This window comes from Rhodococcus sp. 14-2470-1b, assembly GCF_002259415.1.
In the GTDB taxonomy this organism is placed as follows: Bacteria; Actinomycetota; Actinomycetes; order Mycobacteriales; family Mycobacteriaceae; genus Rhodococcoides.
In genome coordinates, this window is record NZ_NPFY01000031.1 from 37,168 (window position 1) to 60,882 (window position 23,715).

Genomic DNA, 23,715 nt, shown 5'->3' on the forward strand with positions numbered 1-23,715 from the left:
GTCACCGTTCGAGCGGTTCGTCCGTTTCGAAGGGCAGTGCGTGACCGAGAACTGCGAACGGTCGTCGGTCGCCCGCGAAGGTGAAGTTGCGGAGTACGTCCCCGAAACCGAGACTTCGGTACAGGCGCCACGCGCGGTTGTTCTCGTTCTCCACTTCCGGAGTGGACAGCAGCACGCCGCTTTCCGGGCGGCCGCGAAGGAGTCTGCGCGTGAGTGCGCGACCGAGTCCGTGTCCCTGTGCATGTGGGGACACGTGCAGCTCGGTCAATTCGAAATAGTCCGAGAGGACAGAGTCGACGTACTCGTCATCGGCGCCGGATCTACGCAGACCGTCCCTGACCTGCTGGTGCCACCACTGATGCCGAGCACCCTTGTACCCGTACGCGACGGCGACCAGTGGGGAGTCGGGCGTGGGCAGGACTGCACCGACAGCGCACCATCCGGGGCGGAGGACGTGCTCGGACCACATCGGGGCGCGGTGATACTCCGTGCCTTGCGGGTAACCCATTGCCTCGACGTAGATCGCCAGCGCTTCGGGAAGGCGACGACGGAGTTCTCGGGCGGACAGATCGACCAGGTACGGGGTCGGTTCCGCGTCGGTAGCGACTGTTCTCAACCTTTCCTTGACGACTTGTCGGTGGGCACAGCTATATTGAATATGTCGAACGGATGTTCGATGTCGGTGATCCGGCGATGACCCCGAGGGAAGCGGGGCTCGCTGGATCCCTGACCTTAGATCGTCGTCGACGTCCGGTCGTTTCGGAAATTGCGGTCACGAACGGCGAATGCAATCGGGAGGTGTTCGAGTATGGCTACGAAGGTTCTCCGTGGTGATGTGCGTCCGCCGGTGTCGCCGCGTGCTCGCGTACTGCTGGGCCGGGCAGATGCCTTGCTGTCGGGTTCCCTCGGCGCCGAGTCGGTCGCGGACCAATTTCTGGATTGCTACATGGCGGCCCTCCGTGGAGCGGCCGCGATTCTGGAAGTTGCGCCCTCGACGCGAGCAAGATCACGCAGTGCGTGGGTACTGCTGGCTAAAGCCGAGCCGGAACTTCAAGCCTGGGCGGAGTATTTCGCGAGCTACTCGTCGCTGCGAGCGGCACTGCAGGCCGGTGTGTCTCGCTCCATCGATCAGGACGTCGCTGACTCGTTCTATCGCGAAGTCGGCCGGTTCCTGCATGTGGTGGAGGATTTCATCGGCGCGGATTCACGGCTCGATCGGGCAGTCCTGCCGCCTCGATCGATGTCGGCGTGAGGGCTGATTCTGTCGCGGTCGTGTTGCCTTTCGTCGAAGTTCAGTGCGCCGGAGGGTCCGAGTGGTCGGGTCCGCATGCGTCCTGTCAGGGGTCTGCGCAGGGAAACTTCGGACATTCTCAGGAACACATGGACCGAGTAGGTGGTAAGCAGTCGATTCACCTCGTATTATCGATGACAGGTAGCCGCCAGAGTCAGCTTCCCGTCGTTTCGCACCCGGAATGACTTCTAATATCTGTGCAGGGGGAGGTACCGTGCCACTCTCCGAGCACGAGCAGCGCATGCTCGATCAAATCGAGAGCGCTCTCTACGCCGAGGATCCCAAGTTCGCTTCTCACGTGCGAAGCGGCCGTATGCGTACGGCTTCGAGCAAACGTCGCTTCCAGGCGGCCGCTTTGTTCGTCTTGGGACTAGTTTTGCTCATCGCCGGGCTGGCGCTGCCGTTCAAGCCCGGTGGTTTCCCGGTGATCAGTCTCGTCGGCTTCGTCTTCATGTTCGGTGCCGGTGTGCTGTTCCTACTCGGTGGGTCTCGTAAGGGCGCTGCTGCGTCACAGGAGGAGTCCGAAGCGACTGGCTCGGGCGGACCCAAGAGTTCGGGACCGAAACCCAAGTCCGGCCGCAAGGGCGGCGGCGGTTTCACTTCCCGTATGGAAGATCGTTTCCGGAAGCGATTCGAACAGGACTAGTTATCTCCGTCTCGATGTCGAAGGCGCTGCGCAGCTGAGTCGGATGCAGCAAAGCCGGATGCAGCCAGTCCGGAAAGCCCTGGATTCAGAGACAACAGATCACCACAGAAGCGGTGCTCACCCGAATGGGTGGGCACCGCTTTCGTATGTCCCGGTTGCGTATGGCCGGCGCCCCGCATGGGGTGCCATCTGGCCTTGTCGAGGATGAATCAGAACCTCGTCACCCACTTCTCCCCACCGCGTGGGGGAGCGAACTGCGTAATCCCCACTTTCAACCACCATCAGTGTCGATGACCGATCCATTGACGTTCGGGACCTCCTGACCTGGCCTTTCGCTTGATCGTCACTTTCCGGGCTCTGTGTAGGTCGACAATTGTCGATTCGTGCCGATACGTTCCCCACAATCAACCACCAAGTTGACCTGCGGAAATTGGGGTAGATCCCAAAAATATTCCTCCCGATGGATTGAAAGTGGAGGAAAGTGGGGTAATGTGGTGGCAGCAGCGAGAGCGGGAGGTGTCGAGTGTTCCTCGGTACCTACACGCCCAAGCTCGACGAGAAGGGCCGGCTCACGTTGCCGGCGAAGTTCCGGGATGCGCTGAAGGAAGGTGTGATGGTGAGCAAAGGTCAAGACCACAGCCTCGCGATCTACACCCAGGAAGCGTTCGCGGAAAAGGTAAGAAAGCTCACCGAAGCATCTCGTTCCAATCCGGTTGCGCGCTCGTACATCAGGCAGCTCGGTGCGGGCACGGACGAGCAGAAGCTCGATGGTCAGGGCCGCATCATGCTCAGCTCGGACCACAGGCGCTACGCGAGTCTGGAACGCAACGTCGTCGTGAACGGATCCATCGAGTTCATCGAGATCTGGAACGAAGAAGCCTGGGCTCGCTACTCGTCCGAGGGTGAGCAGAGCTTCTCGGATGCAGTGGATGCATCCCTGGAAGGAATCTTGTAACCGCAGGAAGCCAGTAACCGCCCGGATCAACCGCCGAGTGCCGCGAGGCCTCTGCCCGATCAGAACCCTGACGTTCTTCCCCAACGCCAGGTTTCGAAGATCAGGACCCTGACGTACTTCCCCGACGTCAGGTTCCTATCGGACAGGGACCTCGAGGCATTCGTCCACACCATCGATCGATGCGCGATCTCGACGCACCACCGCGCAGACGCACGAACCGGGAGGAATCATCGTGGAAGGCGAATCGTCGGCCGCCTCTGACAGCGCTCCCGACGGCGACGACTCCGTCGACCGGCCTCAGCCGAAACACATCCCCGTTCGCCTCGAACGCGCGGACGAACTTCTGGGACCCGCCCTCACCGCAGCTCACGCGTCAGGTCTCACACCTGTGATGATCGATGCGACGCTCGGCCTCGGCGGACATTCCGAACACTTCTTGCGTACTTATCCGACGCTGCATCTGATCGGCCTCGATCGAGATCCGGACGCGCTCGCGCGTGCCGGCCGGCGGCTGGAGGAGTTCTCGGATCGAACCTCGTTCGTGCACACCACGTACGACGGAATTGCCGACGCCCTCGAGCAATCCGGCTTCGCGCCGCAGGACTCGGTCCACGCCATTCTGTTCGACCTCGGAGTGTCCTCGATGCAGCTGGACGAAGCGGACCGCGGATTCGCCTACTCGGTGGACGCCCCACTCGACATGCGGATGGATCCGACGGTCGGGCTGACTGCGGCGGACGTCCTGAACACCTACTCGCACGGCGACATCGCCCGCGTGCTCAGCACGTACGGTGAAGAACGATTCGCCGGACGCATTGCGTCGGCTGTCGTCAAACGTCGCGAAACCACCCCGTTCACCACGAGCGCGGCCCTCGTCGAACTGCTCTACTCGGCAATTCCGGCCGCGACGCGGCGAACGGGAGGTCATCCCGCCAAGCGCACCTTCCAGGCGCTGCGGGTCGAGGTGAACGGTGAGTTGGACTCGCTCGAGACGGCCGTACCCGCCGGACTCGATGCGTTGGCCGTCGGAGGACGTGTCGTGTTCATGTCCTACCAGTCGCTCGAGGACCGCGTGGTGAAGAAAGAGCTCACGCCCCGCGTGAAATCGCGCAGCCCCGAGGGGCTTCCGGTCGAGCTACCCGGGATGGGACCCGAGTTTCGTCTTCTGACCAAGGGAGCGGAACGCGCGTCGGAAGAAGAAATCGAGGAGAACCCGCGCTCGGCCCCGGTGCGCCTGCGCGCGGCCGAGCGAATTGCGAGGAGATCGTAGATGACCATTACCTCGACTTCGTCACCGACCACACGGCGCCAGCGCCGCGGCGTCGGCTCGGGTCGCTCCGGCGCGGCATCGCGGGCGTACGAGCGTCGTCAACAACGCGCGTCCTCGCGCGGGGTGGAGCTTGCATCGAGCGGACATGCGGCAGCGAGGACGATGTCCGCGTCCATCGGCGCGCGAGTTCCGTTCGTCGCGTTGGTGATCGGACTCCTGTCCCTCGGTCTCGGTTTGACGCTGCTGTTGACGACGAGATCTGCCGGTGACTCCTATGTACTGAGCGATGCGAAGGCCCAGAACGAGCGTCTCGTTCAGGAACGTGCGTCGCTGCAGCGTGATGTCGAATTGGCGGATTCCGCACCGGAACTCGCGCGTAAAGCCGCCGAGTTGGGGATGGTCCCTGCCGCAGGCGCTGCGCGCATCGTGGTGGCGGAGGACGGTTCGGTTCAGGTCGTCGGCACTCCCGCTCCCGCACAGGGCAACCCGGTTGCACCACTCGATCCGCCCACCTCACAGGGCACGTCGCAATCGGCGGATTCCGAGGCCCGAAACCCGTTGCAGGTGCGCAATCAGCCGCAGACGACCGCGCCCCGAGCGGCATCGGACTCGACTGCTCCGCGCTCGGCCTCCGACCCGTCGGGCACGCGGGCGGCATCCGACGACGCAGGTACACCATCCGGCGTCGCACCATCAGTCACATCCGCCACGCCGAACACGGCGAATGGCGCGGGAACCGAGGCAATGGGTGAACAATTGGTTCCCATGAGCATCCCGTCGGCGAGTCCTTCGGGTAGTCGGCAGTGACCAGGCCGACATCCGGGAACACTCGTCGTACACCAGCGCCGCACGAGCGGAGCCGGCGGAATGATTCCAGGCGGAACGCATCCGGCGTCACTGTGTCCGACCGAAGGCCCGCCTCGGCCCGAGGCGGCGTGCCTCCACGTCGCCCGCATCCCCGAGCGGGCAGTCGCTTCGACGCCTCGTCGTTCACTTTCCGCAACGGCTTCGGCCGCATCGTCATGTTCGGCATTCTCGGTGTCGTCGTACTGCAGTTGGTCTGGATCATGGGAGTCAACGGAACTCGACTGTCCGTCGAAGCCGCGTCACAGCGCACCACCACCCTGGTGGACGCAGCAGCACGCGGCTCCATCACGGACAGGAACGGCAAGCCCATCGCCTTCACGATGGAAGCCAAGGCCTTGACGTTCCAACCCGTGCGCGTCCGGCAGGAGTTGGACGAGGCGCGGGCCAAGGATCCCTCTGCGCCCCAAACCGACGACAGGTTGGCCGAGATCGCCGCAGGCATCCACGACGAACTGGGTGACATCGCGAACGAGAAGGACATTCTCGCCAAGCTGAAGAGCGACGACACGTTCGCCTACCTCGTCCGCGGCGTCGACTCGACCGTGGCGACACGGATCAGCGAAGAATTCGAAGAAGTCGGCCTCGAGCGGCAGGACATTCGCGAGTACCCGGGCGGATCACTCGCCGCCAACATGGTCGGCGCGACAGGTTGGGACGGCCACGGCCTTCTGGGACTGGAGGATTCGCTCGACGCGACGCTGGCCGGAACCGACGGATCGCAGACCTACGATCGCGGGTCGGACGGCGCCGTCATACCCGGCAGCTGGCGCGACAAGCAGACCGCGGTGAACGGCTCGGGAGTGGAGCTGACCATCGACGCGGATCTGCAGTACTACGTCCAGCAACAGGTGCAGCTCGCAAAAGACCTGTCCGGTGCGAAGAATGCGTCCGCCGTCGTGCAGGACGCACGCACCGGCGAGGTTCTGGCGATGTCCAACGACAACACGTTCAACCCGGGTATCGGCGTCGGCAACAACGACCGCAACAAGGAGATGGGCAACCTCGCCGTCTCCACTCCGTTCGAGCCCGGTTCGGTCAACAAGATCATCACTGCCGCTGCCGCAATCGAATACGGCCTCACGACGCCCGATGAGGTGTTGCAAGTTCCCGGCAACATCTTCATGTCCGGTGTGTCGGTGAAGGACGCGTGGGATCACGGCGTGGTTCCCTACACGTCGACCGGTGTGTTCGGAAAGTCGTCGAACGTCGGCACACTCATGCTCGCTCAGCGCGTCGGCGAAGATCGCTTTGCAGACATGCTCTCCAGGTTCGGGCTCGGTCAACGCACCGATGTCGGGCTTCCAGGAGAGAGTGCAGGCAGCGTGCCGAGTCGGGATCAGTGGTCCGGCGGCACGTTCGCCAACCTCCCCATCGGTCAGGGTCTGTCCATGTCGTTGCTGCAGATGACGGCGATGTACCAGGCGATCGCCAACGACGGGATGCGGATTCCGCCCAGGATCGTCAAGTCGACGGTCGACCCGGACGGAAATCGTACGGATACCGACAGGCCCGAAGGCGTCTATGTGGTGAGCCCGCAGACTGCGACGACCGTTCGCGACATGTTCCGTTCCGTCACGCAGGACGACACCGGTAACCAGCGAGGAACCGGTGTCGCAGCGGGGATCCCCGGGTACCAGATCAGCGGCAAGACCGGCACTGCGCAGCAGGTCGATCCGGAATGCGGTTGTTACTCCAACTCGAACTACTGGATCACGTTCGCCGGCATCGCCCCGGCCGACGACCCCCGGTACGTCATCGGCATCATGCTGGACGCCCCGACCAGGAGTGCAGACGGATCAGGTGGACAGTCTGCAGCGCCGCTGTTCCACAACATCGCCAGTTGGATGCTCCAGCGAGACAGCGTTCCACTGTCTGCTTCCGGACCGAAATTGGTGCTGCAAGCCGACTGACAGTGACGCGCACCTCGCGTGTGGTTCGGCTGAAAGGGTCGGGGGTCAGCGCGGCGAAGCCGCGCCGGTAACCTGACTCGTCGGCCCGAAACCGAAAGTCCGTCCTGCAGCGCTCGGCGCAGCACCACGGCCTGCGGGTGGGCCTGAAGTTGTACGTCGAGCAGAAAGGAGCGCAGTGTCCGTGCCAGCAGAGTCGACCGATGCTCCGTCGTCGCTCAGACCGTCGAACCCACCGCGTACCGCGGTCGAGGACATCGCAGCCGCGGCGGAAGCCAGGCTGGTTCACGCGGCCATGGCGGACGGCTCCGAGCTGCAGTCGCCGTTCGTCACCGGAGTCGATCTTCGAGCGCAGGGAGTCGTCACAGGCGATCTCTTCGCGGCACTGCCCGGATCCGCCGCGCACGGCGCCTCCTTCGTCGCGACAGCAATCGACAGGGGAGCAGCCGCGATCCTCACCGACTCCGAGGGTCTGGAGCTCGTTTCGGCGCAGTATCCGCAGCTACCGGTGCCTGTCCTCGTGCGTGACCGGCCGAGGGAGGTGCTGGGACACGTGTCCGCGCTCGTCTACGGCAATCCGTCGGAGAAGATGACCGTCATCGGCATCACCGGGACGTCCGGTAAGACGACCACGTCGTATCTGTTGGAAGCGGCACTGTCGGCCGCCGGTAGACGAACCGGCCTCATCGGCACCATCGAGACCAAGATCGCCGGCACCCGAGTGCCGAGTGCCCTCACCACACCGGAGGCGCCGCATCTGCACGCGCTGTTCGCGGCGATGGTCGAGCAAGGCCTCGACACCGTGGTCATGGAAGTGTCCAGCCACGCACTGTCTCTCGGGCGGGTCGACGGCACGGTCTTCTCGGTCGGGGCGTTCACCAACCTCTCGCAGGATCACCTCGATTTCCACGACACGCTGGAGGAGTACTTCCTCGCCAAGAGCAGACTGTTCGCCGCCGAGTCGCGCGTCCACACGCGGTCGGCTGCCGTGTGCATAGACGACGCCTGGGGCCAGCGCATGGCCGACATCGCGCGATCGGCGGGCTCGACCCTGCTCACCGTGTCCGTCCTCGGCGACGCCGACTGGACTGTCGACGGATGGTCGAAGGAACCGACGGGAACCCAACGATTCACCCTCGTCGACACCGCAGGCAACCGACACGCTGCATCGATCCGACTGCCGGGCCGATACAACGTCGCCAACGCCGCACTGGCGACCGCGGTCTGCGCGGCTGCAGGCGTCGACGTGCGTCGGGCTGTCGCCGGAATGGCCGACGTCGACGTCCCGGGCAGAGTGCAGCGCATATCCCGCGGCCAGAAGTTCCTCGCCGTCGTCGACTACGCACACAAGCCTGCTGCCGTCGAAGCCGTGATCGAGACACTGCGCGAACAGACTCAGGGCAGAATCGCGGTGGTCCTCGGTGCAGGCGGCGACCGTGACACCGCCAAACGTCCGTTGATGGGTGCCGCGGGTGCCCGAGGTGCCGATCTTCTCGTCATCACCGACGACAATCCGCGATCCGAAGATCCTGCACTCATTCGGGATGCGGTGATGGCGGGTGCTCTTTCGGTCGACGAGTCGTCCCGAGGTGAGGTCAGGAACGTCGCCGGCCGCGGCGCTGCGATCGCCGACGCGGTGAACTGGGCGCGGGAAGGCGACGTCGTGCTGATCGCGGGCAAGGGCCACGAAACAGGTCAGGAGATCGATGGGGTGAAGTATCCGTTCGACGACCGCGTCGTGCTCGCCGATGCCCTCGATCGCGCGACCGATGAACACGCAGGAGCCAGTTCGTGAAAGACCTGACCATCACACAGATCGCCGACATCGTCGGGGGTGAGATGCACGACGTGGAAGACCCGTCCGTGCTGGTCACCGGCTCGGTCGAGTTCGATTCACGCAAGATCGGCCCAGGCGGGCTGTTTCTGGCGCTCCCCGGTGCGCGAGTCGACGGCCACGACCACGCGGCTGCAGCAGTCGCGGCAGGTGCCGCCGTGGTGCTGGCGGCGCGGCCGGTCGGCGTTCCGGCCGTCGTCGTCGCGCCGAAGCCGCACGATGGCAAGGCGATGGCACTGGAACACGACTCCGACGGGTCCGGTGCCGCGGTATTGGCGGCGCTCAGCGCGCTCGCCCGCGCCTCGGCGGTGGAACTGACCGCTGATTCCGGGCTGACGATCGTCGGAGTGACGGGTTCGTCCGGAAAGACCTCGACGAAGGACTTGCTGGCCGCGGTGCTGCGACCACTCGGATCCGTCGTCGCGCCGCCGGGCTCGTTCAACAACGAACTGGGCCATCCCTGGACAGTTCTGCGCGCCGACGAGTCCTCGGATTTCCTCGTGCTCGAACTGTCTGCTCGGGGTGTCGGACATATTGCCGCCCTAGCCCATGCTGCGCCTCCCCGAATCGGCGTCGTACTCAACGTCGGCACAGCCCACCTCGGTGAATTCGGTTCCCGAGATATCATCGCCGTCGCCAAAGGCGAACTGATCGAAGCGCTTCCGAGTGCCGCAGACGGCGGCGTGGCCATCCTCAACGCCGACGACCGACTGGTGTCGGCGATGCGCACGCGCACGTCGGCTCGGGTGGTGACCGTGGGCATGTCCCCGGACGCGGACATCAGGGCCGAGAACGTCACACTCGACGCCGAAGCGCGAGCCCGTTTCACCATGGTCACCTCGGCTGGAACCGTCGACGTGGCGTTGGCCGTCCACGGTGAGCACCAGGTCGGCAACGCCCTCGCTGCCGCCGCGGTCGCTCTCGAATGCGGCGGCACCCTCACCGGGATTGCCGATGCACTCGCCGGTTCCACCGCGGCTTCCGTCCGGCGCATGGACGTTCGGACGAGACCGGACGGCGTCACCGTCGTCAACGACTCCTACAACGCCAACCCCGACTCCATGCGCGCAGCGCTCAAGGCTCTCGTCACGATGTCGAGGTCGGGAACCGGGCCACCGCGTCGAACATGGGCGGTTCTGGGGGAGATGGGCGAGCTGGGGCCGGATTCCGTCGTCGAACACGACGCGATCGGACGCCTTGCGGTACGGCTCGACGTGTCCAGGTTGATCATCGTCGAGTCGGGCCGCCCGACCAGAGCGATGCACCAGGGCGCAGTCATGGAAGGCTCCTGGGGCGAGGAGTCGATGTTGGTTCCCGATCGGGATTCTGCCGTCGCGGTGTTGAGGGAAGAACTTCGACCGGACGACATCGTGCTGGTCAAGGCATCGCAGTCCGTCGCACTGTGGACCGTCGCCGACGCATTACTGCAGGACGGCGAGCACGCCGGGGAGAACACGACAACCAACGGGGAGGCACCGCAGTGAGACAGATCCTCTTCGCCGGAGGCATCGCGCTCGCTGTGGCGATTCTGCTGACGCCGGTGTTGATCAAGGCGTTCTCCAAACAAGGCTTCGGCCAGGAGATCCGCGTCGAAGGCCCGGCAAGTCATCAATCCAAACGCGGCACGCCGACGATGGGCGGAGTCGCGATCCTTGCCGGTCTCTGGGCTGGTTACTGGGGCTCGCACCTGATCGGAATCGGCTACGACGCCGACGGGCCGTCGGCGTCCGCGTTGCTGGTTCTCGGGTTGACCACGGTCCTGGGTCTCGTCGGTTTCCTCGACGACTTCATCAAGATTCGCAAGCAGCGCAATCTGGGTCTGAACAAGACAGCGAAACTGGTCGGCCAGCTGTTCGCCGCGGTTCTCTTCGGCATCCTCGCACTGCAGTTCAAAGGCGAGAACGGGCTCACTCCAGCGAGCATGCAGCTTTCTTACGTGCGCGATATCGCGACGGTCAGCCTGGGCCCACTGGTGTTCATCGTATGGTGCTACTTCCTCGTCACTGCATGGTCCAACGCCGTGAACCTCACGGACGGACTCGACGGTCTGGCGGCAGGTTCGATGACGCTCGTCCTCGGCGCCTACACCGTCATCACCTTCTGGCAGTACCGACAGTCCTGCTCCACCAACCCGGGGCCCGGATGCTACGACGTGCGTGACCCTCTGGACCTGGCGCTCATCTGCGCGGCCGCTGCTGGTGCCTGCATCGGTTTCCTGTGGTGGAACGCAGCTCCGGCGAAGATCTTCATGGGCGACACCGGGTCGTTGGCCCTCGGTGGACTCATCGCCGGCTTGTCCATCGTGACGCGCACCGAACTGATCATGGTCGTCATCGCGGCACTGTTCGTCGCCGAGGCAGCCTCCGTCGTGATCCAGGTCGCGGTGTTCCGATCGAGTCGGCGGCGTGTGTTCCGAATGGCGCCGTTCCACCACCACTTCGAGCTCGCAGGCTGGGCAGAAACCACGGTGATCATCAGATTCTGGCTGCTGGCGGCCATCGCGTCGGCCGTCGGCCTTGCCTTGTTCTACAGCGAGTACCTCGCCGCTGTCGGTGGATAGAGCTCGAATCCGATGAAGGGGAGTGCGATGTCCGACGACGTGGCGTGGCTGAGGGACAAGACCGTGCTGGTCGCCGGCGGACGGGTATCCGGGCTGGCGACCGTCGGGCCGCTCCGCGATCTCGGTGCGCGGGTGCTCGTCACCGATACCGACCCGGCCGCGCTGGACAAGGCGCGCGCAGCCGGTGCCGACGGAATCCTGCAGGACGACCTTCTCGCGGACGATTCCACATTCGAGTCGGTCGCGCTCGTCGTCACCAGTCCGGGCTTTCGCCCGGACGCACCGGTGCTCGCGCGTGCCGCCGAACGCGGCATCCCGATCTGGGGGGACATCGAGCTGTCCTGGCACGTCGATCGCGCGGGTGTGTACGGCGCGCCGACGACATGGCTGGTAGTCACGGGAACGAACGGAAAGACCACGACCACCTCGATGCTCGCGTCCGTCCTCGAATCGGCCGGTCTGGCGAGTGCGGCTTGCGGAAACATCGGTCTGCCGGTGCTCGACGCTCTGCAGTCGGACCCGCATCCGGAGGTCCTCGCGGTCGAGTTGTCGTCGTTCCAGTTGTTCTGGGCTCCGTCCGTCCGGCCCGCGGCGGGTGTCGTCCTCAACATCGCCGAGGATCATCTGGACTGGCACGGCGGTATGGACGGCTACGTCGAGGCCAAAGCACGAGCGCTCGTCGGCGACGTCGGGGTGGTGGGTCTCGACGATGCGCGGGCAGCGGCCCTGGCAGGCTCGGCTCGTGCCGATCGAGTGGTCGGGTTCCGCCTCGGAGTCCCGGCGCCAGGAGAACTCGGGGTGATCGACGGACAGATCGTGGACAACGCTTTCGGCGAGCGGCTGCACTTGATGTCGGTGGACGATGTCAGCCCGTCCGGTCCGGCCGGGACGATGGACGCGTTGGCGGCGGCGGCGCTCGCCCGCGCGATCGGGGCCCCGGCAGGGGCTGTAGCGGAGGGTATACGCACGTACGAGGTGGGCTCACATCGTGCGTCGGTCGTCCGCACAGTGGGGGACGTGACGTTCGTCGACGATTCCAAGGCGACCAACCCGCATGCAGCGCGGTCGTCGTTGCTCGCGCACGAGCACGTCGTCTGGATCGCAGGCGGTCTCCTCAAGGGAGCATCGGTCGACGAGCTCGTTGTCGAAGTGGCGCCTCGACTCGTCGCTGCGGTGCTGATCGGGCGTGATGGGACGCAGATCGCAGAGGCTTTGGCGCGACACGCACCGGATGTTCCCGTTGTCGAGTTCCCGCTGAGAGACGATGCTGGTGTGACTCATGTGGCGGAAGATGCTGAAGTCGTGATGCGCGCCGCGGTCGACGAGGCCGCCCGGCGAGCCAAGCCAGGGGACACGGTGCTCCTCGCTCCCGCTGCCGCCTCGCTCGACATGTTCGTCGACTACGGCCATCGTGGCCGCAGCTTCGCCGACGCCGTGCACGCGCTCGGGACCACGCAGCCGGGCGGGCAGTCCTGATGGCCCGTCCTGCGAACGCCGCGGCGAACTCGCCGCGCACCAGGATCGGATTGTGGCTCGGTCGTCCTCTGGCGTCGTTCCACTTGATCGTCACCGTTGCCGCTCTGCTCACGATTCTCGGCCTGGTGATGGTGCTGTCGTCGTCGGCTGCCGAGGCGTACGCCACCGACGGATCGGCGTACACCCTGTTCACTCAGCAGCTGATCGGCGTCGGTCTCGGCGTCGTGGCGTTCTATATCGCGCTGCGGACGTCCGTGCGCATGCTGCGGAAAGTCTCCTTCCCGCTCTTCTGCCTCTCCGTCGTCATGCTCATGATGGTGCTCATTCCCGGTATCGGATCGGAGGGCGCCGACGGCGCGCGCCGGTGGTTCAATGTCGCCGGCGTCTCGTTCCAGCCGTCCGAGCTGGCGAAAGTCACCCTCGTACTGTGGGGAGCCCACCTGCTGGCATCTCGCCGTAGCGAGCACGCCAGCCTGAAATCGCTTCTCATTCCGCTTGTCCCCGCAGCGCTGCTGATGGCGGGTCTCGTTGTTCTGCAGCCGAACCTCAGTACCGCCATCGCGATCGGCATCATTCTCGTGTCGCTGCTGTGGTTCGCCGGTCTCGACGCCAGGCTCTTCGCGATCATCGTCGGCGGCGGTATCGCCGCGGCGACGGTGCTCGCCTTCACCGCGGGATACCGATCGAACCGAATCAAGGCCTGGCTGAACCCCGGTGACGATCCGCAAGGGCTGGGTTACCAGTCGAATCAGGCCAAGTTCTCGCTTGCCGACGGGGGGCCGTTCGGTGTCGGTCTCGGTCAGAGCCGCGCCAAGTGGAGCTACCTGCCCAACGCGCACAACGACTTCATCTTCGCGATCATCGGTGAAGAGCTGGGTTTCATCGGCTGTCTCGCAGTACTGGGTCTGTTCGCATTGTTCGTCTACACGGGTCTGCGCATCGCGATGCGATCGGTCGATCCGTTTCTGCGTCTGCTCGCGGCGGGTTCGACAACCTGGATCTTCGCGCAGGCGATGATCAACATCGGATACGTGGTCGGGCTGCTCCCGGTCACCGGTCTCCAGCTTCCCCTCGTGTCCTACGGCGGTTCGTCGACCGCGATCACACTGATGATGTTCGGCATCATCGCCAACGCCGCGCGGCACGAACCGGAAGCCATCGCGGCACTGCACTCGGGACAGGACTCGCGGTTGGACCGTGTGCTGCGACTCCCGATGCCCGCGTCGTTCTCTCCGTTGCGTGCCGCCGCGGCCAGATCCAAGTCCACCCGGCCTGCGCTCGATCGCGAGGATCGCCGTCGGATCGAGAGCGGTCCCTCGCAGCGTCGTGCACCGGACGCCGGTGCCCGCACGGGTCGAGCTCGAGCGGGCGAGCCCCCTCGCCGTTCCGAACCACGCAGAACCGGCGCTGCACTTCCCCGTGGTGGTGCAGTTCGTGGCAGTGCAGTTCGTGGCAGTGCAGTGGGAGGGCGAAACGCAGCACCGCGCGCAAGTGCTCAACCCCGCGGTGCGTACGGACACTCGGATACGCGAGGATATCGACGGTGAATGCATCTCCCACACACTTGTCCGTCGTCGTCGCGGGCGGTGGGACCGCGGGGCACATCGAGCCGGCGTTGGCTGTCGCGGACGCACTGCGCGCGCTCGACGACTCGGTACGGATCACTGCCCTGGGAACCGAGCGTGGACTCGAGACCACGCTCGTTCCGGCGCGGGGCTACCAGCTCGAGTTGATTCCGCCGGTCCCGCTGCCGCGCAAGCCCACCCTGGATCTGGTCCGGCTGCCCGGTCGTGTGATTCGGTCGGTGCGGGCCACCAGGGCGGTCTTCGCGGCCGTCGACGCCGACGTGCTGGTCGGGTTCGGTGGCTACGTGGCCTTGCCCGCTTACCTTGCTGCGCGGCGTGCCTTCGGACGTGAACGGTCGATTCCGGTCATCGTCCACGAGGCCAATGCCAGTGCCGGGATCGCGAACAAAGTCGGCGCGAAGGTCGCGACGCGTGTTCTCGCCGCGGTGGCCGGATCCGGAGTGTCGGCTCGTGGCCGCTCCGACGCCGACATCGTCGGAATTCCGGTGCGACCGACCATCACCGGGCTGGACCGAGCGGCGATGCGCGCCGAGGCTCGCGAGTATTTCGGGCTGCCGGAGAGCGGCCCTGTACTGCTGGTGTTCGGCGGATCGCAGGGTGCCAGGTCGCTCAACGATGCCGTGTCGGGCGCCGCGGATCGGTTGGCCGATGCCGGAGTGTCGGTACTGCATGCCGTCGGACCCAAGAATTCGATCGAGGTGCCGACGGCCGATGCTCCTGCACCGTACGTCGCAGTTCCGTACATCGATCGCATGGACCTGGCGTACGCCGCCGCGGATCTGGCCATCTGCCGTTCGGGGGCTATGACGGTCGCAGAAGTGTCGGCGACGGGTCTACCCGCAGTGTACGTTCCGTTGCCCCACGGAAACGGTGAACAGGAACTCAACGCACGCCCCGTGGTCGACGCCGGGGGAGGCATACTCGTGGCCGACGGATCGGTGACTCCGGATTACGTCGCACGTGACGTGATCGACCTGATCACAGATTCCGCGCGAGTGGAAGCGATGTCGAGGAGCGCCGCGAGCGCAGGCCACCGCGACGCAGCTGCGACCGTGGCGAGAATCGTGCTCGACGTCGCTTCCCAGCGTCGACAGGGCGCGTGACGGTCGTGGCACGACAAGGTGGTACCGAAAGGACGGACATGCCCGAGCTACCCGCCGAACTGCCGGAGGATCTCCGACGTGTTCACATGGTCGGAATCGGGGGTGCAGGCATGTCCGGCATCGCCAGGATTCTGCTCGCTCGCGGCGGCGAAGTCTCCGGCTCCGATGCGAAGGAAAGCCGCGGGGTTCTGGCACTGCGCGCTCGTGGTGCGCAGGTTCGCGTCGGTCATGATGCCTCGGCTCTCGACTTGATCTCCGGTGGTCCGACGGTGGTGGTCACCACGCACGCCGCGATACCCAAGACCAATCCCGAACTGGTAGAAGCCGGGCGACGGGGAATTCCCGTCGTGCTCCGGCCGACTGTGTTGGCATCGCTGATGGAGGGCTATCGGGCACTGCTGGTGTCCGGCACCCACGGCAAGACCTCGACCACGTCGATGTTGATCGTCGCACTGCAGCACTGCGGCTTCGATCCGTCGTTCGCGGTGGGTGGAGAACTGAACGAGGCGGGCACCAACGCGCACCACGGCAGTGGTGACGTGTTCGTCGCCGAGGCAGACGAGAGCGACGGTTCGCTCCTGCAATACAGCCCGAATGTCGTCATCGTCACCAACATCGAGGCCGATCACCTCGACTACTTCGGCACGCCCGAGGCGTACACGCAGGTCTTCGACGATTTTGCCGCGTTGCTCGGTCCGGGGGGAGTGCTCGTTGCCTGTATGGACGATCCAGGGTCGGCTGCTCTGGCTCGGCGAGTCCACGAACGCGCTCTGCCAGGCGTCCGCGTGCTGGGATACGGATCCGAGGACACCGACGCAGGCGACGTGGAGATGGCGGTCCGGTTGCTGAAGTGGGAACCCGAGGACGTCGGCGGCGTCGCCGAACTGTCGATAGCGGGGGAGGAGAGCCCGCGGACGTTGAGACTCGGTGTTCCGGGACGGCACACGGCACTGAACGCACTGGCTGCGTTCACGGCCGGAACCCAGGCAGGCGCCGCAGCGACGGATCTGCTGGAAGGTCTTGCAGGCTTCGGCGGTGTGCACCGACGTTTCCAGATTCGCGGCCGCGAGCACGGCATCCGTGTGTTCGACGACTATGCGCACCATCCCACCGAGGTGCGTGCCGTGCTGGGCGCAGCTCAGCAACTCGTCACGAGCGCTGCAGGCGCGGGCGAGCGTGGGCGAGTCGTCGTCGTCTTCCAACCGCACCTGTACTCCCGTACGGAAACGTTTGCGGCGGAGTTCGGTGCAGCGCTGTCGATCGCCGACGAAGTGGTCGTCCTCGACGTCTACGGTGCCCGCGAAGAACCGCTCCCCGGTGTGACGGGAGCGCTCGTCGCGTCTGCGGTGACCAAGCCCGTCATCTACCAACCGGATCTGTCGCTCGTGGCGAAGCAGGTTGCGTCCCTCGCCGAGCCCGGCGACGTCGTCATCACCATGGGTGCCGGGGACGTCACCATGCTGGCCGGTCCGATCCTCGACGCGCTGCGTTCGAGGACGACTTTCCGGATCGGTCAGGGCCGGGCTTCGCAGTGACGTCTCGTCCGAAGCGTCCGACCGAGGACACGTCCTCCGGCGAGGACTCCGCTCGGACCGACACGGGAACCCCGGTCGGCACGGGCAAGGTCGACACGGGCAAGGTCGACACGGGCAGTGCATCGAAGGGCGGCGCTCGGGATCGGCGCGCGTACGCACGCCGGGACAACCGCGACGCCTCCCATCCGAGCGCCGAATCCCAGGAACGCGCGGATCGTCGTCGAGCGCGCGAGGACGAACGCGCGAAGGTGTCGCGGTCGCGTCGGCGCGCCGGACTGATCGCGGCGGCCGTTCTCGCCGTCGTACTCGCAGGGTTCGCCGTCGTGTACCTGTCACCCGTCCTGACGGTGCGGACCATCGACGTACGCGGGGCGGTGTCGGTCTCGGAAGACGAGGTGATCGCCGATCTGGCGGTGCCGATGGGGGAGAAGCTCGTTCGAGTCGACACCGGCGCTGCCGCACGGCGCGTCGCGTCGATTCCTTCGTTGGCTTCGGTTCGGGTGCAACGGATGTACCCGTCGACCATCCGGGTGACCGTCACCGAGCGGGTACCGGTCGTGTTCGTCGACCGGCCGGACGGAACCCACCTGCTCGACGCCGATGCCGTGGATTTCGCCGTCGCCCCGCCGCCTCCCGGGGTGATCCGACTGGTCACCGACAATCCGGTGACAGGCGATCCGCCGACGGAAAGTGCTCTCGCAGTGCTCGATTCGTTGCCCGAGCCGCTGCGAGTGCAGGTAGGGGAGATTCGGGCGGGTTCGGCGTCGGACGTATCCTTGATTCTGTTCGACGGCAGGACGGTGGTGTGGGGCGACCGCGACAGATCCGAGCGGAAATCCGCTGTGGCTCTTGCGCTGTTGTCTCAACCCGGACAGATCCTGGATGTGTCGAGTCCGGACCTGCCCACCACCAAGTGACTTTCACGAAAGCCAAATTCTTTTCTCGACTTCTCGGCGCGCCTAATGGCGTATCTCCGTCGCGATGAATAGCGTTCCGAGCGTCGAGTACTTGACATAACCTTAAGCCTATGGTTTAGGTTGAGGGTTTTGTCGAAGCGCATCAGCCAGGTACGAAGACGGACCAGTACACAACCACGGAAGGCGAGAGCCAATGACGCCCCCGCACAACTACCTCGCCGTAATCAAGGTCGTCGGCATCGGCGGCGGCGGCGTTAACGCGGTCAACCGCATGATCGAACAGGGACTCAAGGGAGTCGAGTTCATCGCGGTCAACACCGATGCTCAAGCGCTGCTGATGAGCGACGCCGACGTCAAGCTCGACGTCGGTCGTGAGCTCACCCGTGGCCTCGGCGCAGGCGCCGATCCCGAAGTCGGCCGCAAGGCCGCCGACGACCACAAGGACGAGATCGAAGAGGTGCTCAAGGGCGCCGACATGGTCTTCGTCACCGCAGGCGAGGGAGGTGGCACCGGTACCGGTGGCGCGCCCGTCGTCGCCAATATCGCTCGCAAGCTCGGCGCACTCACCGTCGGCGTCGTCACGCGCCCGTTCTCGTTCGAGGGCAAGCGTCGCGGTGGGCAGGCCGACACCGGGATCCAACAACTGCGCGAGTCCTGCGACACCCTCATCGTCATCCCCAACGACCGTCTGCTCCAGCTCGGTGACGCAGCCGTCAGCCTGATGGACGCGTTCCGAAGCGCAGACGAGGTGCTCCTCAACGGCGTTCAGGGCATCACCGACCTCATCACCACTCCTGGGCTGATCAACGTCGACTTCGCCGACGTCAAGGGAGTCATGTCGGGGGCGGGCAGCGCCCTGATGGGAATCGGCTCGTCGCGCGGCGAAGGCCGTGCCATCAAAGCAGCCGAGTCCGCCATCAATTCGCCGTTGCTCGAAGCGTCGATGGAAGGTGCGCGCGGGGTGTTGCTGTCGATCGCGGGAGGCTCGGACCTCGGACTTTTCGAGATCAACGAAGCTGCGTCGCTCGTTCAGGAAGCGGCACACATCGACGCCAACATCATCTTCGGAACCGTCATCGACGATTCGCTCGGCGACGAAGTACGCGTCACCGTGATCGCAGCCGGTTTCGACGGAGGGACCCCGACGAGACGTCCCGTCGAGGCAGCTCCCGGCGCCTCACGCAGCACTATCGGATCCGCACGATCAGGAGAGGTGTCGTCTCGGTCCGAGTCGACCGAATCCGGTGCCGTGTTCCGTGACCCGGTCGGTGCTGGTAGTGCAGGTAACGGCAGCAGCCTGCCTCCTCTTCAGTCCTCGAACTCGGGATCGTCAGGGTCGAACAACTCGGGTCGGCGTGTGCCCGTCACCGAGGACGACGGCGAAGACGATGTGGACGTGCCATCGTTCATGCGTCGTTGATCGCCGATGGCGGAGAACGACTTCAAGGTTCGTAGGGTCACCACCTCGCGGGCAGGCGGAGTGTCGGCGCCGCCGTACGACAGCTTCAACCTCGGCGACCACGTCGGCGACGAACCGTCGGCCGTGGCCGCCAACCGCGAACGGCTCGGTAGTGAGCTCGGCATGGGCGCGAGTCGTCTGGTGTGGATGGAGCAGGTCCACGGACGCACCGTCACTGTCGTCGACGGCCCGACGTCCGAACCCGTTCCGGTGACCGACGCGTTGGTCACGACCAGTCGTGATCTCGCACTCGTCGTGCTCACTGCCGACTGCGTGCCGGTCCTGCTCTCCGACGACGAGGCCGGTGTGATCGCAGCTGTACACGCCGGGAGGGTCGGAGCACGCATCGGCATCGTTCCCCGTGTGGTCGAGGCGATGGTGTCGCTCGGAGCCGAACCGGGTCGAATCGGTGCGTTTCTCGGCCCGGCGGCGAGCGGGCGCCAGTACGAGGTGCCCGCACACATGCAGGCCGACGTGGAGAAACACCTTCCCGGTAGCGCCACGACGACCGTCAGGAAGACGCCGGGCCTGGACATCCGCGACGGAATCAGACGACAGCTCAATGGACTCGGCGTCACATCGGTTGCCGTCGATCCTCGGTGCACCATCGAAGATCGGACCCTGTTCAGCCATCGGCGCGGTTCGCCGACCGGACGATCGGCAAGCGTGATCTGGATGGACACCTCGGCCGGCCGCACCGACGGCCCTGCTTGACTGTCGGTATGACGACGACCAGAGAGTCCGAGATCTCGGAGGCACTTCGCTCGGTGAACGCTCGGCTTGCCGCCGCGTGTGCCGCCGCCGGCCGTTCGGTGGACGACGTGATGTTGCTTCCGGTCACCAAGTTTTTCCCGGCGTCGGACATCGAGATTTTGTACGGTCTCGGATGCCGCGATTTCGGCGAGTCGCGCGAGCAGGACGCGTCGGCGAAGGTCGACGAGTTGGCCGGAGCGTTCGGTACCGAACCGGCCAGGTGGCACATGATCGGGCATCTGCAACGTAACAAGGCCAAATCCGTCGCAAGATGGGCCACGTCGATCCACTCGGTCGACAGTGATCGCTTGGTGTCTGCTCTCGGCAAGGCGGTGGACGCAGCGCTGTCCGACGGGGCCAGGTCCACTCCGCTCGAGGTCCTGATTCAGGTGAGTCTGGACGGGGACGTCCATCGCGGTGGAGTCGAGCGAGAGCATCTGCTCGAGCTGGCCGATCTGGTGGCCGACACCGACGGGCTCACCCTGTCCGGAGTGATGGCCGTTCCGCCGGTGGACTCGGATCCGGATCGCGCATTCGCCGATCTGGCGGCCGTACACCAGCGGTTGCTCGGGCAGCACCCGGATGCCGTCGAGTTGTCCGCGGGGATGACGGGCGATCTGGAGTCGGCCGTTCTACACGGATCGACGTGCGTGCGTGTCGGTACCGCAATACTCGGCTCTCGGCCGATAACCTCGCCAGTACAGTCCACGGATCACATCAGTCACACCTGACACTTGCGAACCTGGAGACCGGCAACGAAGTACCCGGCACGGAAGGCTGCATCAATGAGTACCCTGCACAAGTTCAAGGCGTACTTCGGCATGGTTCCTCTTGCGGACTACGAAGACGACTACCTCGACGAGCCGGAATCACGGCACTCCGCCCGTGGTCGCGATCCGTACGCGGACGACGACCGGGAGTTCGCCAAGCCGTCGTTCTCCTCGCGCCGTTCGTCCCGTGCCGAGATCGAGGACCTGGACGACGACTACGACGACTACGAGGCCCCTCGCTCGGCGCCGACCCTGGCTCCCATCGGCGGTCGCTCGTCGCGGTCGGCCGGGGCTGGCCGGGGTGTGTCCACTCGCGGCAACCTCGCCGTGGACACCCGCATGGACGCGCAGGAGCGCAGCCTGCGGAGCGACCCGATGACCCGCGCTGAAACTCGCCGTAGCCCGGTGGTGGACGACGGCAGTGCGCTGTCGAAGATCACCACCCTGCGTCCCCGCGACTACAGCGAGGCCAGGACGATCGGCGAGCGTTTCCGTGACGGAACGCCGGTCATCATGGATCTCGTCGAGATGAGCAATGCGGACGCCAAGCGTCTCGTCGACTTCGCTGCAGGACTCGCCTTCGCTCTTCGCGGCTCCTTCGACAAGGTCGCGACGAAGGTATTCCTTCTTTCGCCCGCAGATATCGACGTGTCGCCCCAGGAACGGCGTCGCATCGCCGAGACGGGCTTCTACAGTCAGCAATGACAAACGACAACACTGGCGCGCTACCTCGGCTCGATCGATCCGAACAGGCCTCTGACCTGCTCGCTTTGATCGAGCCGACCTTTTCGGGCAGAGTATGACCTGTGGCCTTGTTCGCGGTGATCTACTTCATACTGTTCATTTTCTGGCTTCTTCTCATCGGCCGCATCATCGTCGAATTCATCCGGACGTTCGCCAGGGAATGGCGGCCGTCGGGAATCGTCGTTGTATTGCTCGAGGCGATATTCACCGTGACCGATCCACCGGTCAAGCTGTTGAGAAGAGTGATTCCCCCCGTGAATCTCGGGGGAGTTCGACTCGACTTGTCGATCATGGTGTTGTTGTTCGGCGTTTTCATCCTGATGTCCGTTGTGCGGAGTCTGGGATCGTGAACTGACCGAACTTTGATGAAAGACATCGGGGACAGGCGCGACCTGCGCAACCGATGTGACAGAATGGACGCCAGTTACAGTTTGATTGTTCCGGCAAGTGCGGAATGGGATATAACTGAATGCTTGCTCTACCGCCTCAAGACGCGTGAAGGGATCCTTCCATGCCGCTGACTCCAGCTGATGTGCACAATGTCGCTTTCAGCAAGCCGCCTATCGGTAAGCGCGGTTACAACGAAGACGAGGTGGATGCTTTCCTCGATCTCGTCGAGCAAGAGCTGTCGCGACTGATCGAGGAAAATGCAGACCTGCGCCAGCGCGTGGGCGAGCTCGATCAAGAACTGTCGGACGCCAAGTCTGCTCGCCAGTCCGGTCCGGCTCAGCCCGCTCCGGTTCAGCAGAAGGCTCCGGAGCCTCAGCGCCCCGTCGAGCCCCCCAAGCCTGCCCCTGTGGTGGCGCCTGCTCCGGTCGCTGCGGCGGCGCCGACGCAGGGTGGCGACTCCAACATGCAGGCCGCCAAGATTCTCGGACTTGCGCAGGAGATGGCCGACAGGCTCACCAGTGACGCCAAGACCGAGTCCGAGCAGCTGCTGGGGAACGCCCGCACCAACGCAGAGCGTCTCGTCACCGACGCACGGACCCGCTCCGAGGCAATGGTCACCGACGCACGTCAGAAGTCGGAATCGCTGTTGTCCGACGCTCAGACGCGGTCCGAGACTCAGCTTCGTCAGGCCAAGGAGAAGGCCGATGCTCTTCAGGCGGACGCCGAGCGCAAGCACACCGAGATCATGGCGACCATCAACGAGCAGCGTTCGGTGCTCGAGGGTCGTATCGAGCAGCTCAAGACGTTCGAGCGTGAGTACCGCGTCCGGCTCAAGTCCTACCTGGAATCTCAGCTCGAAGAGCTCGAGAACCGTTCCTCGGCCCTGCCGGTGGACAACGGGTCGGACAGCTTCAACCAGAACGAGCAGTCGTCGGGCTACAGCCAGTCGTATGCCAAGGGCAACAACTGACGCATCCTTGCCCAGTCCGTTCTGCACGGCCGCGGGCGTGACACCCGACCGGCGTGAGCCGGCTCGCGCGAAGCGAGGCGCACAGTGCTCGTCTTGACGCTGTGCGCGGCGGGAGTCGGGTTCGCGCTGCTGGTCATCGCCCTGACGACCGGGTCGGTCGTCTGGGCGTACGGATGTATCGGTGTCTGTATCGTCGGTGCGATTCTTTTGTTGGCGGGTGCGCTGACCGGCCGAAGGTCGCCACCCGAGAAGTAGGCGCCACTCGAGAAGTAGGCGTCACTCGAGAAGTAGGCGTCACTCGAGAAGTAGGCGCCACCCGAGAAGGAATTGTGTGGACGTGTCGGTTACCCTCGGGTGTCCGATGTCGTCATCACGAACGTCGAGAACAACAACTGTTCCGAACAACGACTGTCCAGAACAACGAATGTAGAGAACAACGCGTTGATCCGGTCATCCCCGGGGAGCATTCGGAAGAACGGCCGAATCGACCGTCGAGGTCGCGTCGGCTCAGTAGAACCGAACGGGTAAGCCCGTCACAGCAGTGCGAGAGGCTTCGCCGGCCTGGAAATTCGGTTTCCGTCGCCGTCGAAGCAAGCGGGGTGGTACCGCGGTAGTCGACGTCCCACACGTCGATCGTCGTCCCCGTGCCGAGGAAACTACCGCCGTCGCAGAAGCGACGGGG

The 23,715-nt window shown here is 64.9% G+C and carries 22 protein-coding genes; 21 read left to right on the forward strand and 1 reads right to left on the reverse strand.

Translation table 11 applies throughout. The features are described 5' to 3' along the window. Position 1 precedes the first annotated feature (1 nt). Complete coding sequence (locus tag CH293_RS21725; RefSeq protein WP_037109140.1) at positions 2–616, reverse strand: N-acetyltransferase; 615 nt, start codon at positions 614–616, stop codon at positions 2–4. A 192-nt stretch (positions 617–808) separates the two neighbouring features. Here CH293_RS21725 and CH293_RS21730 point away from each other — a divergent pair, with 192 nt between their 5' ends. The 21 genes from CH293_RS21730 (at position 809) to CH293_RS28270 (ending at position 23,288) form a co-directional block, all read left to right on the forward strand. Continuing rightward, the gene (locus CH293_RS21730; protein ID WP_094721464.1) at positions 809–1,252 is read left to right on the forward strand and encodes an SAV_6107 family HEPN domain-containing protein; all 444 of its coding nucleotides are present in this window, start codon (positions 809–811) and stop codon (positions 1,250–1,252) included. 253 nt (positions 1,253–1,505) lie between these two features. Beyond that, the gene (locus CH293_RS21735) at positions 1,506–1,937 is read left to right on the forward strand and encodes a DUF3040 domain-containing protein (protein WP_037109137.1); all 432 of its coding nucleotides are present in this window, start codon (positions 1,506–1,508) and stop codon (positions 1,935–1,937) included. A gap of 523 nt (positions 1,938–2,460) precedes the next feature. Continuing rightward, positions 2,461–2,892, forward strand: a complete 432-nt coding sequence (gene mraZ / locus CH293_RS21740; protein ID WP_019665932.1) for a division/cell wall cluster transcriptional repressor MraZ — start codon at positions 2,461–2,463, stop codon at positions 2,890–2,892. A 310-nt stretch (positions 2,893–3,202) separates the two neighbouring features. Then, positions 3,203–4,162: a 16S rRNA (cytosine(1402)-N(4))-methyltransferase RsmH gene (rsmH, locus tag CH293_RS21745; RefSeq protein ID WP_170945324.1), complete on the forward strand. Its 960-nt coding sequence runs from the start codon at positions 3,203–3,205 to the stop codon at positions 4,160–4,162. Next, a complete protein-coding gene (locus CH293_RS21750) occupies positions 4,163–4,969 on the forward strand; it encodes a hypothetical protein (protein WP_255122951.1) in 807 nt (268 codons plus the stop codon). Positions 4,970–5,097: 128 nt separating this feature from the next. Continuing rightward, entirely contained in the window at positions 5,098–6,939 is a 1,842-nt protein-coding gene (locus CH293_RS21755) for a penicillin-binding protein 2 (RefSeq protein ID WP_094721467.1), read from the forward strand. A 175-nt stretch (positions 6,940–7,114) separates the two neighbouring features. Further along, the gene (locus CH293_RS21760) at positions 7,115–8,731 is read left to right on the forward strand and encodes a UDP-N-acetylmuramoyl-L-alanyl-D-glutamate--2,6-diaminopimelate ligase (RefSeq protein ID WP_094721468.1); all 1,617 of its coding nucleotides are present in this window, start codon (positions 7,115–7,117) and stop codon (positions 8,729–8,731) included. Next, positions 8,728–10,254, forward strand: coding sequence for a UDP-N-acetylmuramoyl-tripeptide--D-alanyl-D-alanine ligase (gene murF, locus CH293_RS21765; RefSeq protein ID WP_094721469.1), 1,527 nt, complete (start codon positions 8,728–8,730; stop codon positions 10,252–10,254). Before CH293_RS21760 ends, murF begins: the two co-directional genes overlap by 4 nt. Next, positions 10,251–11,330: a phospho-N-acetylmuramoyl-pentapeptide-transferase gene (mraY, locus tag CH293_RS21770; RefSeq protein ID WP_019665926.1), complete on the forward strand. Its 1,080-nt coding sequence runs from the start codon at positions 10,251–10,253 to the stop codon at positions 11,328–11,330. The genes murF and mraY overlap by 4 nt, the downstream gene beginning before the upstream one ends. 27 nt (positions 11,331–11,357) lie before the next feature. Continuing rightward, positions 11,358–12,806 (forward strand): UDP-N-acetylmuramoyl-L-alanine--D-glutamate ligase, encoded by a 1,449-nt coding sequence (gene murD, locus CH293_RS21775; RefSeq protein WP_094721470.1) that lies wholly within the window; start codon positions 11,358–11,360, stop codon positions 12,804–12,806. After that, on the forward strand, positions 12,806–14,353 hold the full coding sequence (gene ftsW / locus CH293_RS21780) for a putative lipid II flippase FtsW (protein ID WP_094721471.1): 1,548 nt from the start codon (positions 12,806–12,808) through the stop codon (positions 14,351–14,353). The genes murD and ftsW overlap by 1 nt, the downstream gene beginning before the upstream one ends. Then, positions 14,350–15,495, forward strand: a complete 1,146-nt coding sequence (gene murG / locus CH293_RS21785) for an undecaprenyldiphospho-muramoylpentapeptide beta-N-acetylglucosaminyltransferase (RefSeq protein ID WP_176460084.1) — start codon at positions 14,350–14,352, stop codon at positions 15,493–15,495. The genes ftsW and murG overlap by 4 nt, the downstream gene beginning before the upstream one ends. Before the next feature lie 38 nt (positions 15,496–15,533). After that, entirely contained in the window at positions 15,534–17,030 is a 1,497-nt protein-coding gene (gene murC / locus CH293_RS21790; RefSeq protein ID WP_176460085.1) for a UDP-N-acetylmuramate--L-alanine ligase, read from the forward strand. Beyond that, the gene (locus tag CH293_RS21795; protein WP_094721473.1) at positions 17,027–17,947 is read left to right on the forward strand and encodes a cell division protein FtsQ/DivIB; all 921 of its coding nucleotides are present in this window, start codon (positions 17,027–17,029) and stop codon (positions 17,945–17,947) included. Before murC ends, CH293_RS21795 begins: the two co-directional genes overlap by 4 nt. A 193-nt stretch (positions 17,948–18,140) precedes the next feature. Continuing rightward, positions 18,141–19,367, forward strand: a complete 1,227-nt coding sequence (gene ftsZ / locus CH293_RS21800; RefSeq protein ID WP_037109121.1) for a cell division protein FtsZ — start codon at positions 18,141–18,143, stop codon at positions 19,365–19,367. A 6-nt stretch (positions 19,368–19,373) separates the two neighbouring features. Further along, a complete protein-coding gene (gene pgeF / locus CH293_RS21805; RefSeq protein ID WP_037109119.1) occupies positions 19,374–20,120 on the forward strand; it encodes a peptidoglycan editing factor PgeF in 747 nt (248 codons plus the stop codon). A gap of 8 nt (positions 20,121–20,128) precedes the next feature. Continuing rightward, the gene (locus CH293_RS21810; RefSeq protein ID WP_094721474.1) at positions 20,129–20,890 is read left to right on the forward strand and encodes a YggS family pyridoxal phosphate-dependent enzyme; all 762 of its coding nucleotides are present in this window, start codon (positions 20,129–20,131) and stop codon (positions 20,888–20,890) included. A 54-nt stretch (positions 20,891–20,944) separates the two neighbouring features. Beyond that, positions 20,945–21,634 (forward strand): cell division protein SepF, encoded by a 690-nt coding sequence (locus CH293_RS21815; protein ID WP_037109115.1) that lies wholly within the window; start codon positions 20,945–20,947, stop codon positions 21,632–21,634. A gap of 101 nt (positions 21,635–21,735) precedes the next feature. Then, on the forward strand, positions 21,736–22,023 hold the full coding sequence (locus tag CH293_RS21820; RefSeq protein ID WP_094721475.1) for a YggT family protein: 288 nt from the start codon (positions 21,736–21,738) through the stop codon (positions 22,021–22,023). Positions 22,024–22,184: 161 nt separating this feature from the next. Then, positions 22,185–23,033 carry a DivIVA domain-containing protein gene (locus tag CH293_RS21825; protein WP_037109113.1) on the forward strand — a complete coding sequence of 283 codons (849 nt, stop codon included), beginning with the start codon at positions 22,185–22,187 and terminating at the stop codon, positions 23,031–23,033. An 84-nt stretch (positions 23,034–23,117) separates the two neighbouring features. Continuing rightward, entirely contained in the window at positions 23,118–23,288 is a 171-nt protein-coding gene (locus CH293_RS28270) for a hypothetical protein (RefSeq protein ID WP_019665913.1), read from the forward strand. Positions 23,289–23,715 lie beyond the last annotated feature (427 nt).

Bases quoted from the DNA above. Each gene is read 5' to 3' on its own strand.
- CH293_RS21730 (WP_094721464.1), top strand. From the start codon at position 809: ATGGCTACGAAGGTTCTCCGTGGTGATGTGCGTCCGCCGGTGTCGCCG.
- CH293_RS21750 (WP_255122951.1), top strand. From the start codon at position 4,163: ATGACCATTACCTCGACTTCGTCACCGACCACACGGCGCCAGCGCCGC.
- murD (WP_094721470.1), top strand. From the start codon at position 11,358: ATGTCCGACGACGTGGCGTGGCTGAGGGACAAGACCGTGCTGGTCGCC.
- ftsW (WP_094721471.1), top strand. From the start codon at position 12,806: ATGGCCCGTCCTGCGAACGCCGCGGCGAACTCGCCGCGCACCAGGATC.
- murC (WP_176460085.1), top strand. From the start codon at position 15,534: ATGCCCGAGCTACCCGCCGAACTGCCGGAGGATCTCCGACGTGTTCAC.
- ftsZ (WP_037109121.1), top strand. From the start codon at position 18,141: ATGACGCCCCCGCACAACTACCTCGCCGTAATCAAGGTCGTCGGCATC.
- pgeF (WP_037109119.1), top strand. From the start codon at position 19,374: ATGGCGGAGAACGACTTCAAGGTTCGTAGGGTCACCACCTCGCGGGCA.
- CH293_RS21810 (WP_094721474.1), top strand. From the start codon at position 20,129: ATGACGACGACCAGAGAGTCCGAGATCTCGGAGGCACTTCGCTCGGTG.
- CH293_RS21815 (WP_037109115.1), top strand. From the start codon at position 20,945: ATGAGTACCCTGCACAAGTTCAAGGCGTACTTCGGCATGGTTCCTCTT.
- CH293_RS21825 (WP_037109113.1), top strand. From the start codon at position 22,185: ATGCCGCTGACTCCAGCTGATGTGCACAATGTCGCTTTCAGCAAGCCG.